At 73.3% G+C, this 14,987-nt stretch carries 11 protein-coding genes and 1 pseudogene; 4 read left to right on the top strand and 8 right to left on the bottom strand.

Annotated elements, in window-relative coordinates:
* Positions 1 to 90: 90 nt before the first annotated feature.
* Complete coding sequence (locus Cba03nite_RS13895; RefSeq protein ID WP_203745846.1) at positions 91 to 378, bottom strand: DUF4193 domain-containing protein; 288 nt, start codon at positions 376 to 378, stop codon at positions 91 to 93.
* Positions 379 to 631: 253 nt separating this feature from the next.
* Here Cba03nite_RS13895 and Cba03nite_RS13890 point away from each other — a divergent pair, with 253 nt between their 5' ends.
* The 3 genes from Cba03nite_RS13890 (at position 632) to Cba03nite_RS13880 (ending at position 5,046) form a co-directional block, all read left to right on the top strand.
* A complete protein-coding gene (locus tag Cba03nite_RS13890; RefSeq protein ID WP_239125715.1) occupies positions 632 to 1,585 on the top strand; it encodes a 5,10-methylenetetrahydrofolate reductase in 954 nt (317 codons plus the stop codon).
* A gap of 93 nt (positions 1,586 to 1,678) precedes the next feature.
* Positions 1,679 to 4,582, top strand: a complete 2,904-nt coding sequence (locus tag Cba03nite_RS13885; RefSeq protein WP_203745845.1) for a CHAT domain-containing protein — start codon at positions 1,679 to 1,681, stop codon at positions 4,580 to 4,582.
* A gap of 14 nt (positions 4,583 to 4,596) precedes the next feature.
* Complete coding sequence (locus Cba03nite_RS13880) at positions 4,597 to 5,046, top strand: hypothetical protein (RefSeq protein ID WP_203745843.1); 450 nt, start codon at positions 4,597 to 4,599, stop codon at positions 5,044 to 5,046.
* On the opposite strand, the gene Cba03nite_RS13875 is transcribed toward Cba03nite_RS13880, so the two are convergent.
* The 6 genes and pseudogenes from Cba03nite_RS13875 to Cba03nite_RS13850 form a co-directional block, all read right to left on the bottom strand.
* Positions 5,039 to 6,742: a hypothetical protein gene (locus Cba03nite_RS13875; RefSeq protein ID WP_203745841.1), complete on the bottom strand. Its 1,704-nt coding sequence runs from the start codon at positions 6,740 to 6,742 to the stop codon at positions 5,039 to 5,041. The genes Cba03nite_RS13880 and Cba03nite_RS13875 overlap by 8 nt on opposite strands.
* Positions 6,743 to 6,804: 62 nt before the next feature.
* Entirely contained in the window at positions 6,805 to 7,683 is an 879-nt protein-coding gene (locus tag Cba03nite_RS13870; RefSeq protein WP_203745839.1) for a hypothetical protein, read from the bottom strand.
* Positions 7,684 to 7,860: 177 nt separating this feature from the next.
* Complete coding sequence (locus Cba03nite_RS13865; protein ID WP_203745838.1) at positions 7,861 to 8,601, bottom strand: SAM-dependent methyltransferase; 741 nt, start codon at positions 8,599 to 8,601, stop codon at positions 7,861 to 7,863.
* Between the two features lie 89 nt (positions 8,602 to 8,690).
* Positions 8,691 to 9,122 (bottom strand): VOC family protein, encoded by a 432-nt coding sequence (locus Cba03nite_RS13860; RefSeq protein WP_203745837.1) that lies wholly within the window; start codon positions 9,120 to 9,122, stop codon positions 8,691 to 8,693.
* A gap of 94 nt (positions 9,123 to 9,216) precedes the next feature.
* A pseudogene (locus Cba03nite_RS13855) lies at positions 9,217 to 11,007 on the bottom strand (family 43 glycosylhydrolase); the annotation flags it as partial.
* A 248-nt stretch (positions 11,008 to 11,255) separates the two neighbouring features.
* Positions 11,256 to 12,137, bottom strand: a complete 882-nt coding sequence (locus Cba03nite_RS13850) for a LysR family transcriptional regulator ArgP (protein ID WP_203746068.1) — start codon at positions 12,135 to 12,137, stop codon at positions 11,256 to 11,258.
* Positions 12,138 to 12,214: 77 nt separating this feature from the next.
* Between Cba03nite_RS13850 and Cba03nite_RS13845 the strand changes: the two genes are divergently transcribed.
* Positions 12,215 to 12,808 (top strand): LysE/ArgO family amino acid transporter, encoded by a 594-nt coding sequence (locus Cba03nite_RS13845; RefSeq protein ID WP_203745836.1) that lies wholly within the window; start codon positions 12,215 to 12,217, stop codon positions 12,806 to 12,808.
* A 91-nt stretch (positions 12,809 to 12,899) separates the two neighbouring features.
* On the opposite strand, the gene Cba03nite_RS13840 is transcribed toward Cba03nite_RS13845, so the two are convergent.
* Positions 12,900 to 14,972 (bottom strand): DUF5005 domain-containing protein, encoded by a 2,073-nt coding sequence (locus Cba03nite_RS13840; protein ID WP_203745835.1) that lies wholly within the window; start codon positions 14,970 to 14,972, stop codon positions 12,900 to 12,902.
* Positions 14,973 to 14,987 lie beyond the last annotated feature (15 nt).

Raw genomic sequence — 14,987 nt, 5'->3', positions numbered from 1 at the left:
CCCGGCGTCCGGGCGCCCGGCGGGAACACCGCCGGGCGCGCTCACCGCCCGCTCCTCACCACACCGCGGGCCTGCCTGCCGTCTGAGTCGTCAGGCGCACTCGCGGCACACGTCGCGGTCCGGGTAGGCCCGCTGGTTGCGGTGCCGGACCAGGAAGCAGCTGGTGCAGCGGAACTCGTCGGCCTGCTGGGCCACGACCGGGACGCTCAGCTCCTCGTCGAGCTGGTCGGCGCCGGGCAGGTCGTACGTCTCGGCCAGTTCGGTCTCGTCGACGTCGACCTTGGCCGAATCAGGCGTGTTGCGCCTGGCGCGCAGCTCCTCGAGGCTGTCCTCCTCGATCGCGGGCGTGCGGGGCGCGTCGTAGTCAGTGATGGCCATCTGTCATTCCCCCTTGTGATGCACGGTTCCTAACACCTGCCCGCCGGTGCCTATTCCGGCCCCGGAGGACCGGCCCCGCACGGCATCCGGCGGACGTGATCGGTATTGCAGATCTAACGCCCCGGAGGGCGTTTCGGTTTGCGATTCGGCAGATTCATTCCGGCGACTTTCCGACCGGACGGTCCGTCCCGCGGTCCGGGACCGGCGTGGCGACCGCGTACCCGGACCGGCCCCCTCCGCTAACCTGGGCGCCATGCCGGAAGCCGCCCTGCCCCCGCCGTCCCGCCGCCCGCTGCGCGAGATGCTGGAACGGGCCGACGACGGCGTGCTCCTGGTCGGCATCACACCGCCGCGGCGCAGCGTACCGGTCGCGCAGGCGGCCCAGATCGCCGAGGTGACCATGGCCCGGCTCACGACCGTGGACATCGACGGGCTCATCCTCTACGACATCGACGACGAGAGCGACCGCAATCCGCAGGAGCGGCCTTTCCCGTACCTGCCGACCATGGACCCGGCGAGCTTTCATCGCGAGCACCTTAGCTCGTTCGGCAAGCCCGTCGTCATCTATCGCTGTGTGGGCAAGTACACGGAGCCCGAACTGGCCGGCTGGCTCGGCGGTGTGGACACCGATCAGGTGCTGAGTGTGTTCGTCGGCGCCTCCTCGCGGGACAAGGGCGTGCAGACCGGCCTGACGCAGGCGTACGCGCTGCGCGGCCGGGTCCGCCCGGACCTGCCGCTGGGCGCGGTCGCCATCACCGAGCGCTACAGCCGCAGCGGCGACGAGCACCTCCGCATGATCACCAAGCAGGACCGGGGCGCCGCGTTCTTCGTCACACAGGTCGTGTACGACGTCGACGCCACCAAGAGCCTGCTGTCTGACTACTTCTACGCCTGCCGCCAGAAGGACGTCGCGCCCCGGCCGGTGATCTTCACGCTGTCGGTGTGCGGCTCGATGAAGACGCTGGAGTTCCTGCACTGGCTCGGGGTGGACGTGCCCCGCTGGCTGGAGAACACGCTGCGCTGGTCCGCCGACCCGCTCGCGGAGTCGTTCGAGCAGTGCCTGAGCGCCGCGCGCGAGCTGTCCGCGTTCTGCCGCCGGCTGGGCGTGCCGTTCGGCTTCAACGTGGAGAGCGTCTCCATCCGCAAGGTGGAGATCGAGGCCTCCATCGAGCTGGCCCGCCAGGTCCGCGCCCTGCTGGACGCCTGACCGGCCACCCGCGGCGCTGTCCGTCAGATTCCGTGCGTACGGACGGCGATCGGCGCGGAAGGCGGCGGGTGGCGGGTGCAGGTGCCCAGGATCGTGCTGCGAGCGATGCTGTCCGCCCCCGGGCGGCGGCTGACCATGCCGGTGATCGGAGCCGGGTTCGCGGGCACGTGGGGCATGGGGCTGAACATCCTGCTCCACCGGTCCTATGGGGAGCATCCCTGGACCGCCTGGGCGGCGCCGTCCGCCGGCCTCGCGCTCGGCGTGGGCATGCTGCTCATCCTGCGTATCGTGGTGGGCGATCACCGGCCACGGCCCGCGATGCGATGGGCGGTCGCGGTGCTGGTGTGCTGGTCCCAGGCGGTCGTCCTCCACCTCGCGCTGGACGAGATGTCCGGCCGCTCGCCGGCCGTCACCTGGCTGGTCATCGCCACGTTCGTGGCCGGAGTCCCGCTTCTGCAGGCATGGTTCGGCCGGATGCAGCGCCGGAGCGTACGGGACAGCCCGCGGTCGATCGCCGAGGAACGGCACGCCGCGGGCCTGGTGGCCGACTGCGAGCGGATCCTGGCCGGCCCGCTCAAGCCGAAGCACCGGCGGCAGGCGGAGCGCAACCTGGTGCAGGCGCTGATCACCCAGGCCATGCACACCGACCAGAGCGACGGGCTGGTCCGCGCGACCGACCTGCTGCAGCGGCAGCTCGCCGGTGAGGACCGCGGCACCCTGGACGCGCTGCTGCTGGCGGAGGCTTTGGTGGCGGCGATGGACAGAAAGGCCGACAAGCACGGCGACCTTCAGGGCTACGCCGAGGCGCTGGAGATCCTGGCGCAGACGGGCGCCTCGCTGCCGCCCGAGTGCAACGTCGAGATGCGGGTCTGCCGTGCCCGCGCGCTGTATCACTTCACGATGGCCGGCCGGGCCGGCCCACCGGAACAGGCCAGTCAGCACGCTGACCTGGCCGTCGCCATGGCGCGCCGTGCGGTGGAGCTGGCGCCGCGAGCCCACCAGCCGGACGTGTACACCGACCTGGCGTACTGCCTCGGCCGCCGCTGCGGGGACGACCTCTCCGATCTGGACGAGGCAGTCGAGTGGTGCGAACGGGCCCGGCAGCGCCTGCGCCGGCGGCCCAGGGAACGGGCCTGGGCCGACACCGTGCTCGCGGAGCTGCACCTGGTGGGAGCCAAGGCGCTGGACGCACGCGACCTGAGCGGGCTCTCCGACGCCGACCAGCAGGAGGTAGCCGACACCGTCGCCCAGAGCCTGATGACGGCGATCCTGCTCAGCGAACAGGCGGTCAAGTACGGCGGGTCGGGGCATCGCCGCCTGGCCCGGGGCCACCTCGCGCGGGCCATGGCGCTCGCCGAGCGCCGCTTCCACGACGGCCCGTCCCAGGAGCAGGTCGCGGCGGCGTGGCGGGCGGCCGCCGAGGAGACCCGCCGCTACTCGCTGCCGGCCCACCTCGACCTGTCGCTGGACTGGACGCTCTGGACGCTGGCGGTCGAGGTCCCCGAGCTGTGCGTCGAGGCGTTCACCGAGCTGATGCGCGTCGTGCCGCAGCTGACGGGCGCGCAGTACCTGCCCGAGGAGCGGGACCGGGTGCTGCTCACCGCCCAGCACGTCGCGGCCGAGGCCGGGTACTGGCTGCTGCTGGCCGGCCGCGAGCGGGAGGCGGTCGTCGCGCTCGAACTCGGCCGGGCGGTCGCGATGAGTGAGGACCTCGTCCGGAACCGGCTCCTCCCGAGCCTGGCCGCCCGCGGCGCGGTCGATCGCGCGGGCAGCCACGCCTTCAGCAGCCCGGCCCAGCGGGTCTGGGCCGATCTGGACAGGCTGCGCCGGGAGACCGGCGCCGGCCGGGACGTGGACTTCGCTCAGATCGCGGCGGCCGCCGTCGACGGGCCGCTGGTCTACCTCGCCTCCGCGGGTCAGGGCGGCTACGCCGTGATCATTCCGGTGGGCGGCGGCGAGCCGGCCTGGCGCCGCCTGCCCGACCTTACCGACGAGCGGGTACGCGAGCAGGCCGACCGCTACCTCGCCGCGATGCGGCCCGGCGCCGACCCGCCGCAGCGTGAGGTGGTGCACCACCTTCTGCCCTGGCTGTGGGAGCACGGCCTGCGCGACCTGGCCGCGGAGCTGCCCGCCGGAGCGCTGGTGACGCTGGTGCCGGTCGGCGTGCTGGGACTGCTGCCCGTGCACGCGGCGGGCGGGCCCGCCGCGCCGGGAGCGCCGTTCGCCGACTGGGACTTCCTGCTGGACCGGGTGCTCGTGCGGTACGCGCCCAACGCGCGCATCCTCGCCGAGGCCCGCCGCCGCGCCGCCGAATGCGAGAACCGGCCCCTGACGCTGCTGACGATGGACGCGCCGGACGCGCTGCCGGACAGCCCGCTGCGCTACGCCCGGCACGAGACGGCGGTCATCGCCGCACGCTGGCGGGCCGGCGGCAACACCGGGGTGACGCTGCCCGACGCGAGCGGGCCGCAGGTGCTCGCGGCGCTGCCCCGGCACAGCGTGTGGCACTGGAGCTGCCACGCGCAGGCGTGGCCGGACGACATCCTGCAGAGCGCCCTGCACCTGCAGGACGGCCCGCTGCGCCTGCGCGACCTCCTCGACGTGCCCGAGTCGCCGCGGCGCCTGGCGGTGCTGTCCGCCTGCGACAGTCACGTCACCGGCCGCACCCTGCCGGACGAGGCGGTGAGCCTGCCCGGCGGGCTGATGCAGATCGGCGTCGCCGGCGTGGTCGCCACGTACTGGCGAGCGCACGACCAGGCGGCCGTGTTCGTCACCGCGAAGTTCTACGAGCTGTGGCGCGAGCGCGGCCTGCCGCCCCCGGCCGCGCTCGCGCACGCGCAACGCTGGCTGCGCCGGGCCACCCAGGGCGAGCTCGACGCCTACCTGCCGGGTGTGCTGATCCGGCCGAAGGACCCCGTCCACGCCGAGCGGTGGTCGGCGCAGCGCGTGTTCGACGTCCCGTACCGCTGGGCGCTGTTCGCGTTCAGCGGCGTGTGAGAGAAGGAGGACCTGTGGCCGAAACCGTCACCGTCGTCGTGCCCGGCCGGGCAGATCCCCGCCTGGCCGACGACCTCGCCGCCGAGCTGGGCGTCTACCCGTACGTGGAGGAGAGCGGCACCGCTCGCGCGGTCGACGTGGACGCCGTCGTGCTCGTGGTCTACGCGGCCGTGGCGACCTTCACCGAGGCGATGGTCCAGCAGTTCGGCACCGAGGCGGCGACCCGCCTGCTGCAGGTCTTCGAGCGGCTGCGCCAGGCCGCCCCGCCCGGCCAGTCCGTGATCCGCCTGGTCGACGAGGAGAACCAGGTGGTCGTTGAGGTCGGCGAGGAGGCGTGCCGGGACGCGCGCGCCATGCCGAGCCTGCTCCAGCTCGAACGCGACGTCTTCCGGCCGGGCGTACGGCTGAGCTGGGACGCGGCGGCTGGACGGTGGCGGCCCCGGCGCGGCGAGCCGGTCAGCTGACCCGCAGCCGCATCGCCTCCCCGGTGAGCGCGCAGGTCGGCAGCGGCCCGCCGGGCTGGCGCGGCTCGACGCGGCGGCAGCGCTCGCCGGGGCAGGCGTACCGCTCGTAGAGCAGCGGCGACCCGGCCGGCGCCCCCGGCAGCGCACTGCGCGTGCCCGCCTCGTCCAGCAGCTCCAGCATCACCCCGTCCAGTTCCAGGCTCCAGGCGGCGTCGGCCGCGGCGTGGCCGGCCGCCGCAGCGTCGACCAGGGCGTCCACCCGGGCGGCGCTGGTCGGGTCCTGTGCCGCGAGCCGCAGGGCGGCCAGGTTGCGGCACAGCCGCGCCCGCCAGTCCGACGTGGCGCGCCGCAGGCCGGGACCGGGCGGCGGGAACGGGAACCCGCCGGGCGAGGTCTGCCCGGGATCGGGCTCACCCGGCACGCGGCCGTTCGGCGGAGGTGCCACGCTCGGCGGGGGCTCGGTGACGACGGGAAGTCTTGAGGCCGTCACCCGGGGCGGCGAGGGCGCGCCTCGGCCGAGATACGCGTCGGCGGCGAGGGCGGCCAGGCGCAGGAACCAGCCGCGGTCCTCGTCGCGGGTGGACGCACGGCCCACGAAGATCAGGGCGTTGCCGAGCACGGAGAGGATCGCCTGCTCGCGCCATTCGTCGATCAGCGACCGGGCACAGCCCTCCGCCGCGGCGTGCACCCCGACGACGGTGCGGTGCAGCCAGCCCGGCACCGGCCCGCCGCGGGGCGCGGTCGCGGGATGCAGCACCAGGCCGAACAGCGCCTCGCGCGCCTGCGGATCCAGCCCCGCCAGTGACCGGGCCACGATGTAGAGCACCAGGTGCGCCGGGTCGCGGGTGAGCGGAGCGCCGGACCCGTACTTCATCAGGTCGATCAGCCGGAAGCCGTCCGGGGCGACCACCGGCCGCACCGGCACCAGGACGTTCTCGGTGTGCAGGTCGCCGTGCGCCTTGCCGGTGACCGCGACGATGCGGCGTCCGGCCGTCATCGCCGGATCGGTGACCAGCCGTAGCGGGTTGGCCAGCGGCCCCGGCTCGCCCGGCAGCTCGAGCGTCGCCGCGGTACGTGTGCTCGCCAGCGCGTGCAGGTCGCCGCCCGGACCGAGCCGGTCGCGCACATGCAGGCGCAGGAAGGCGGGCACGTCCATGATCTTGGTGTCGCGGTGCGCGGCCCATTCGCCCAGCACCGACCGGACGATGTGGGCGCACGCGGTGGGCAGCGACTCCTCGTCGGATCCGGTGCGGGCGGCCTCCAGCAGCGCGGTGAGCACCTCCAGGTCGGCCAGCCCCACATCGGTCGCCTCGCCGGTGGCCAGCTCCTGGAAGGTGAACCAGAGCTTGTCGTCGACCCGGACCGGCTCACGGGCGGGCTGCACCAGGTGGCGCCGCGCGAAGCCGCCGCCCTCGTGCACGGCCCGCTGCTGCTGCACGTACTCCCCGTGGGCGCGCGCGGCGTCGCGTACCGTGTCCAGCTTCAGGATGATCTTCCGGACACCGGTGTAGTGGTGATGCTCGCGCACCGCGCAGACGACGGCTCCGGACCGGGCGTTGGGGTAGGGGCGGGCCAGCTCGAACGCCGTCCCGCTCTGCACCGCGAACTGCCACAGCGCCGCGGCTGCCCGGGCCGGCAGCAACGCCCGCAGCGCGGCGTCGACGGGTTCGCGTGCCGGAGGGGTCTCGCTCGTCATGCCGTCTCCCAGGTGAGCGGTGCGCAGTGCCATCGGGGTCTGACGGACACGTTCGCGGCGGGCTAGGTGCCCTTGCGGGCGATCGCGGTGACCGCCTTGCCCCCGCGCGGTTCGAGAGTCTGCTGGTCCAGCGCGACGCCGAGCCGGTGGGCCAGCTCGATGCCGTGGACGTCGACCGCCGCCTCGGTGAGCCGGGCCAGCTCGTCCACGGCGGGCGCCGCGAGCTGCCTGCCCCACCCGCACAGCAGCAGTCCGGGCAGCACGGCCGGCCACCATACCGGCACGAGCAGCAGAAAGAGCACGCCCCAGGCGGCCCACCCGGCGGCGGCCTCCCACCGGACCCGCGCCTCGCGGACGTCGGCGCGGACCGCGGCGGGCAGCAGCAGCCAGAGCAGGGGCCACGCGGCGGCCAGGTCCAGGGCGTACTGCCCGTCGACCCGGCGCTCCAGGGCGGCCATCCGGTCGGCGAGCGGACCGGGGCAGGTCGGCTCGGCCAGCGCGAGCCTGTTACGGCGGGCCGCGGCGTTGCGGAACGCGGCCAGGTCCGCCGCGGTCGCCCCCGGCGCGAGGGCGATGCCGCGGGCGGTCTCCGTCGCGGCGCACGCCGCCGACCAGCGGCGGCCACGGCGGCGCAGCAGCGCGGCACCGAGCCGCCCCCAGTCCTGGCGCAGCCACAACCGCTCCACCGCGCCGCCGCCCGCCAGCGCGGCCGTGCCGGCCACGGCCCAGGCCAGGAGCAGGGCGATCACCCAGGCGGCCAGTACGGGCGGGTCCGTGGCGGCCCGGCGCAGCGGACCGGCCAGCGCCGCGAACCGCAACGCGTCGGCCTGCCCCAGCACGCTGCCCACCACGGCGCAGCAGACCCACAGCGCACCCGGCACGGACAGGGCCCGGCGCCACTCGTACGGGCGCGGCGGGCCCAGCGGTTCCAGCGCGGCCACGGCGGCTCCCCTCCGGACGGTCGAACGCCGCTCGCGGCGCACGGCGGGCACCTCGGCGGCCGGTGGCCCGGCTCCGCACGCGCGGGTGCTCGGAGGGTCCAGTCTGCCGGGCCCTCCGGTCCCACCACATCGGACACCCAGCCGCCCGAGCGTGCCCGGCCGGGGCCGCCGGGCGGCTCACTTGATGGCCACGCCACCCCAGAACGCGTCGGGCACCTGCTCGATCGGCCCCTCCGGGCGCCACCGCGCCACCGGGACGATGCCGTCGTCGGTCACCCGCCAGCGGCCCAGCAGCGCGCCGAAGTCCTCGGGCTCGCGCATGTGGAAACCCGGCCCCATCATCGCCAGCGCCTGCGGGTAGGCCGCCAGCTCCATCGCGTCGAAGTCGAAGGCGAGCCGGCTGCCCGCCGGGACCAGCTCGTACATCTCGTCCAGCGCGCGGGCCAGGGCCGCGTCGTCCAGGAACGCGGCCAGCCCGAGGAAGATCAGGCCGACCGGCCGGTCGCGCCAGCCGGGCAGGGCGGCGTCCAGCGTCTCGGCGCCGATGCCACGCGGGTCTGCGGCGTCACCCGCCATGTACGTCACGCCGGGCGTGCCGTCGAGCAGCGCCCGTCCGGCGGCCACGATCTCCGGGTCGAGGTCGGTGTAGAGGACGTGGGCGCCGGGCACGGCCTCGTGCACGTTGCCCTGGGCGGGGATGCCCGCGCCGAACACGAGGAACCGGTCCACGCCGCAGTCGGCCAGATACCGCGCCGCCCGCCCCGAGAACGCGCGCAGCGAGCGGAAGATGTCCGCGCACGGCCCGTACGCCCCCTCGAAAGCCTGGGCGGCCGCGACGTCGACGGGGTGGTGGTTGCTCCCGCCGAGCCAGTAGTCGATCATCCGGGCGGTGCTCGGGGCCTGGGGTGCCTCGGTCATGGTTCTCCTTGTCCGGGTGGCGCGTGCTGTCGTGACCGGACGCGGATGCCCGGCCGGTCCAGTTCTAACACGCGGCAGTGGCAGCTCCGTCAGGCACCGAAGTCGGGCAGCACGAGGGACCCGTCCTCGGCCAGCGTGAAGCCGGGATTGTGCGCGATCTCCCAGACGTGCCCGTCCGGGTCGGTGAAGTACCCGGCGTAGCCGCCGTAGAAGGTCTCCTCGGCGGGCTTGGTGACCCGCGCGCCCGCCCGCTCGGCGACGGCCAGGATCTGGTCCACCTCTTCGCGGGAGCGGACGTTCTGCGCCAGCGCGACGCCGCCGAAGCCGTCGCTGCCGCGATCGTTCAGCCCGCCGTCGTCAGCCAGCTTGCCGCGCCCCCACAGCACCACCGCCATGCCCCCGGCCTGGAAGAACACGGTCTCGTCGACCTCCTGCCCCCGCCAGCCCAGCTGCTCGTAGAAGCGCCGAGCCCGGCCCACGTCCGCGACGCCCAGGGTGATGAGGCTGATGCGCTGATCCATTTCTGCACCCTATCCCCGCCGAGCGTGGGTCTAGACGAGTTGTGGTCGCCGGAACGACCACAACTCATCCAGACCCAGGCTGGACATGCTCGGCTCAGCCGAAGACACGCAGTTCGTAGATGCGGGTGGCGATGTCGGTGGTCTGGGTGGGGGTGGTGATGTTGAGGCGGACGTAGCGGCCGGAGAGGGCGACCGGGTGCAGCGTGGTCGCGGCGGTGTTGCTCGTGACGGCGACGGCCTGGGTCCAGGTGGTGCCGTCGTTGGACACCGCGATGGTGTACGCCCGCGTGTTGAACGACGCCGACTCGCCGCCCGCCTGGGCGTGCGCCACCTCGAACCGGGTGATCGCCCTGGTGGAGCCGAGGTCGACGCGCAGCCACGCGCCCGTGACCGCCGAGCAGAACTTGTCCGTGTTGCCGCCGTTGACGGTGCCGTTCACGGCCTTCTCCGGGCCCTCGGACCCCACGCAGGCGGTCGTGCCGGTCGCGGGCCGGTTGAGGGCCAGGTTGGTGCCCGCCCCGACGGCCGGGCCGATCGCCACGTTGTCGAAGGCCCCGGCGGCGTTGAACACGCGCACGCCGTTGGCCCCCGACGCGAACGTCGCGTCCGTGACGTCGATCTTCGGGGTGGCCAGGTCGCCGACGTACACCTTGATGGACGACCCGACGGCCGTCACCCGCATGCGGTAGGTGGTCCCGGCGGCGACGGTCATGGCGGTGGCCTGGAGCTGGGTCCAGTTGTTGTTGACCCGGCCGAGCACGACCCGGCCCGCCGGGCTGATCCCGGCGTAGTAGCCGGTGTAGCTGTCCGTGCCGACGGCGGGCTGCTTCACCCGGAAGATCAGGCCCGCGTCACCGCCGCCCGAGGTCACCGTGACGTCGGCGTCGAAGCTGAAGTCGGCGAAGTTCGTGTCGAGCAGCGCCTTGCCGCCCAGCGAGCTGCCCGCCTGGTAGCGCCCGCCGCTCGCGGCGAACGACCCGCCGTAGGCACGCCAGCCGAGCGCGTTGCCGTCGTTGAAGTCGTCCTTGACCCGCATGGTCACCGGCTGGATGGTGCCGTCGGCGTTGAAGTACATGCGGTCGTACGCGAGCTGGCGGTGGTTGCCGTCGGTCTCGCTCAGCGGCCGCCGGTGGTAGACGATGTACCACACGTCGGTGCCGGGCACGTTGATCACCGAGTTGTGCCCCGAGCCGCGGGCCACCGCCGGGTCCTGCGCGAGCACCTTGGCCAGCCGGGTGAACGGGCCGGTCGGCGACGTGGACATGGCGTACGACACCGAGTAGTCCGGGCCGGTCCAGCCGCCCTCCGACCACATCAGGTAGTACTTCCCGTTGCGCTTGAACATCTGCGAGCCCTCGACGTAGCCCGACGGCGTGATCTCCTTGTACGTGCTGCCGTCGCCGAACGTGCCCAGGCTGATCATGTCGGCGTTGAGCTTGACCACGTTGGCGTGGCCCCAGCCGCCGTAGTACATGTACGCCTGTCCGTCGTCGTCGATGAAGACGTCCTGGTCGATGGGCTGCGCGCCGTTCTGGAACTGCCCGATCAGCGGCCGGCCGAGCGCGTCGGCGTACGGCCCCTGCGGCTGGTCGGCCACCGCCACCCCGATGCCGCCGAGCGCGGAGTTGTTCTGGATGTCGTTGGCGGCGAAGTAGAGGTAGTACTTCCCGTTGCGGTAGACGGGCGCGGGCGCCCACATCGCGTACGACGCCCACGACACCCGGGCCGTGGTCAGCACGTTCGGGTGCTTCGTCCAGTTGACCAGGTCCGTGGAGGAGAACGCGTCGAGGTAGGTCTGCTCGCCGTAGGTCTTGGACGTGGTGGGGAAGACCCAGTAGGTGCTGCCGTAGACGGCGACGTCGGGGTCGGCGTACCAGCCGTCGGTGAACGGGTTGCCCGACTCGGCGGTGGTCTGATCGGCCGGACCGGCGACCACCGGGCCCGCCTGGGTCAGCAGCAGCAACACGGCGGCGAGGATGGCGAGGGCTGGTCGCACGGCACGGCGACCGCGGATGTTCGGCATGCGGGGGCTCCGGATCAGCGGGGGACCTGTCGAGGGGCGACGCCGAACGCACCTGGCACCAAGGATAGGTGTACGACGATCAATGTCAAGGCGGTCCACGGCGTGGCGGCTCAGGACAGCGCCGCCGCCGCGGTGGTCCGCACGGCGTCGGTGAGAGCGGTCAGCACCACCGATTCGAGCCGCCAGTGCTGCCAGTACAGCGGCACGCTCACCCGGCGGCCCGGGACCAGCTCGCGGTAGCGGCCCGCCGCCAGATCCGGTCCGGCGAACCGCTCGGGCACCAGCGCCCAGCCCAGGCCGAGCCGGATCGCCTCGTCGAACGCGGCGACCGCCGGGATGTAGTGGATCGGCGGGTCCAGCTCACGCCTGGTCACCGTACGCATGAACCGGTGCTGCAGCTGGTCCTTGCGGTTGAGCAGCACCGTCGGCGCGACCGCGAGCGCCTCGCCGGTGACGCCCCCGGCGAACCAGGCGTCGTGGAACGCGGGCGCGGCCACCGCGATGTAGTCCATCGCGCCCAGCCGCTGCACCCGGCACCCCTGCACGGGCACGTGCTGCGAGGTGACCGCCGCCATCACGGTGCCGCTGCGCAGCAGGTCGGCGGAGTAGTCCTGGTCGTCCTGGTGTACGTCGAACATCAGCCGCAGCTCCGGCGGCAGCGCGGCCAGCGCGGGCATGAACCAGGTCGCCAGCGAGTCGGCGTTGACCACGATCGCCGCCCTGGTCCAAGCCGCGCCCTGGGCGCCGTGGGCGGCGCCGAGAGCCTCGCGCTCCAGCAGGGCGAGCTGCCCGGCCAGGCGCAGCAGCGGCTCCCCGGCCTCGGTGGCCTGGCACGGCTTGACCCGCCGCACCAGCACCTGCCCGACCGCCTCCTCCAGTGCCTTGATGCGCTGGCTGACCGCGGACGGGGTGACGTTCAGCGCCCGCGCTGCCGCGTCGAAACTGCCCTCGCGCACCACGGCGGCGAAAGTCTCCAGCTGCGCCGAGTCCAGGCTCACATCAGCGATGCTAACGGCACCTTAGAAACATTAGCTGGAGTGTGGCCTGGCAGGTGCCTACCGTCGGAGACATGATCGCTTCGCTGTTCGCCGGTTTCACCTCGTCGTTGGCCCTCATCGTGGCCATCGGCAGCCAGAACGCGTTCGTGCTGCGGCAGGGGCTGCGCCGCGAGCACGTGCTCGCCGTCGTGGTGACCTGCGCCCTGTCCGACGCGCTGCTGATCACGGTGGGTGTCGCCGGTCTCGGCACGGTGGTCACGGCCCAGCCGGGTCTGCTGCCCGCGATTCGCTGGGGCGGTGCCGCCTTCCTGCTCGCGTACGCCGTCCTGGCGGCCCGGCGCGCGCTGCGCCCCGCCGCGCTGACCCCTGCGGACCGGCCGGGCAGCACGCTGCGGGCGACGATGCTGGCGTGCCTGGCGTTCACGTTCCTCAACCCGCACGTGTACCTGGACACCGTGCTGCTGCTCGGCGGGCTCGCGGGGCAGCACGACAGCCGGTGGCTGTTCGCGGCGGGCGCGGCGGCGGCCAGCGCGGTCTGGTTCGTCAGCCTCGGCGCCGGCGCCCGCCGCCTCGCTCCGGTACTCGCCCGTCCGGTCACCTGGCGCGTCCTCGACGGCGTCATCGCCGCGACCATGGCCGCCATCGCCGTCACCCTCATCGCCTGACCTCCGATCCGCCCGTCCCACCGGGCCGGGGCGCGGGCGGGGCAGCGGTGCCCGGGCCGGCCGCACCGCCGACCCGGGCACGTCGATCCGGTCAGTAGGTTCGCTCGCCGGTGAGGCCGAAGAAGTCGTGCCACTTGACCCCGCCGGCGAACCCGCTGCCGGTGGACAGCCCGACGTACACGTCGTTGCTCGGGTTCTGCGAGAACACGATGATGTCGTCCCGGTTGTCCCGGTTGACGTCACCGAGGTACGGGAACTCCCCGGCCAGGCAGAAGAAGTCGTTCCACTTGACCGTGGTGCCCGAGAAGCCGGTGCCGGTGGACAGCGCCACATACACGTCGGCCTGGGCGTTGCAGGTGAAGGTGACCAGGTCGGCCCGGCCGTCGCCGTTGACGTCGCCGACGCGGGGCGACTCGCCGTCCACGCCGAAGAAGTCGTGCCACTTCTGGCCCGCCCCGAACGAGCCGCCCGTGGACAGTGCCACGTACACGTCGTTCGTCCCGCCGAGGGTGAACGTGATCAGGTCGTCGCGGCCGTCGCCGTTGACGTCGCCGAGCGCCGGGAACTCGCCCCACGGGGCGAAGAACTCGTGCCACTTGACCGGGTTCGCGAACGACGAGCCGGTGGACAGCGCCACGAACACGTCGCCCTCGCCGTCGTGGGTGAAGACCACCAGGTCGTCACGCCCGTCGTTGTCGACGTCGCCGACGGCGGGCAGCTCGCTGCCGATCACCAGCCGGTCGTGCCACTTCACCCCGGCCCCGAACGCGCTCCCGGTGGACGGCGCCACGTACGCGTCGTACAGCGGCGCACCCGTGAGGGTGACCGCGTCGTCGCGCCCGTCGCCGGTGAAGTCGCCGGTCAGCGGCGTCTCGTTGAACGGCGCGAACCAGTCGTGCCATTTGCCGCCGCCCGCGAACGCCGTCCCGGTGGACGGGGCGACGTACGCGTCACCGTTGTGGTCCTGGGTGAACGTGACGACATCGGCGCGCCCGTCGCCGGTGAAGTCGGTCGGCGACCCGCCGAACATGCCGCCGCCGGTGAGCCTCACCCGCATCAGCCACACGTTGTACGGGTCCCACTGCGACATGGTGAAGTACAGGTACGGGCTGTTGGAGTCGGCCGACCACGGGTGCAGGAACGACCCGTACAGCCCGGCGTACTGCGCCGCGGTGGCGATGACCTCCTCGGCGCCCCACGGGCCCATCGGCGTCGGCGCCGTACGCAGCACCAGCGCCGCCCGCGCCTCGTTGAGGTACGCCATCACGTACCGCCCGAGGTAGCGGCTGTACAGCACGGACACCTCGCCGACCGGCCCGGCCGCGACCACGGCCGACGCCCACTGATCGGTGATCCAGCCGGAGCCGTTCCAGTAGCGGTAGGCGGACGGCTCCAGCAGCTGCGTCTCCGGCACCCGGGCCAGGTAGGCGTTGCCGAACCGGCCGTTGGGGGTGCCGTAGAGGTAGACGTACCCGCTCTGGCGCAGCATCGCCGCCATCTGGAACCGGTTGTCCGAGGCGGGCGTGTTCTGCCAGCGCGCGTCGGCGTCCTTGACCCAGGTCTGGCCGTTGTCGTCGGAGTACGCGATGCCCGCGTAGTTGGTGTACCAGCGCCCGGCGTCGCCCCAGTGGTTGATCGACATGTAGTGCATGTACTGCCGATTGCCAACCGAGATCGCGGCGGTCGGGATGACCGTCATCTCGTCGAAGTTGATCTGCTTGCACGGCAGCACCGTGCCCGCGTGCCCGGGACGGTCGAGCACCGCGCTGTCGTACGTCATGCCGTCGGCGAGGCGCCGGTCGCTGCTGCGCACCAGCGTGTTGCAGCGCCAGTCGATGGTCGCGCCGTTGCCGACGCCGCCGCCCGGCCCGGTCCAGCCGTTGCCGAACGTGTCGCCGAACAGGGTCAGGATCTGCCCCGACCCGTTGTCCCACATGATGCCCAGGTCGGTGGCCTTGAGCTGCCACTTGGTGTCGGTGGCGTTGATCGAGCCGGGTCCGGTGAGCTTCGCGATCCGCTCCGCGGACCCGCTGACCGCCGCCAGCGCCGCGGGGGCGGCGGCGGGGCCGGAAACCCCGGGCGGGGCGGCCGAAGCCGCCCCGCCCAGTCCGGCCAGCACGAGCGCCGTGATCGCCACGGCGCCGGTCAGCCGGGGAGACCTCACAGCGTGATCTCCCCG

The organism is Catellatospora bangladeshensis (assembly GCF_016862575.1).
Taxonomy (GTDB): domain Bacteria; phylum Actinomycetota; class Actinomycetes; order Mycobacteriales; family Micromonosporaceae; genus Catellatospora; species Catellatospora bangladeshensis.
The sequence above is the reverse complement of the archived record's forward strand: the minus strand, read 5'-3'. Positions and strand labels throughout refer to the sequence as shown.

What these genes read in the sequence shown, in the direction of transcription:
- Cba03nite_RS13890 (WP_239125715.1), top strand. Translation starts at nt 632, where the DNA reads ATGCCGGAAGCCGCCCTGCCCCCGCCGTCCCGCCGCCCGCTGCGCGAG.
- Cba03nite_RS13875 (WP_203745841.1), bottom strand. Translation starts at nt 6,742, where the DNA reads ATGACGAGCGAGACCCCTCCGGCACGCGAACCCGTCGACGCCGCGCTG.
- Cba03nite_RS13895 (WP_203745846.1), bottom strand. Translation starts at nt 378, where the DNA reads ATGGCCATCACTGACTACGACGCGCCCCGCACGCCCGCGATCGAGGAG.
- Cba03nite_RS13865 (WP_203745838.1), bottom strand. Translation starts at nt 8,601, where the DNA reads ATGACCGAGGCACCCCAGGCCCCGAGCACCGCCCGGATGATCGACTAC.
- Cba03nite_RS13845 (WP_203745836.1), top strand. Translation starts at nt 12,215, where the DNA reads ATGATCGCTTCGCTGTTCGCCGGTTTCACCTCGTCGTTGGCCCTCATC.
- Cba03nite_RS13860 (WP_203745837.1), bottom strand. Translation starts at nt 9,122, where the DNA reads ATGGATCAGCGCATCAGCCTCATCACCCTGGGCGTCGCGGACGTGGGC.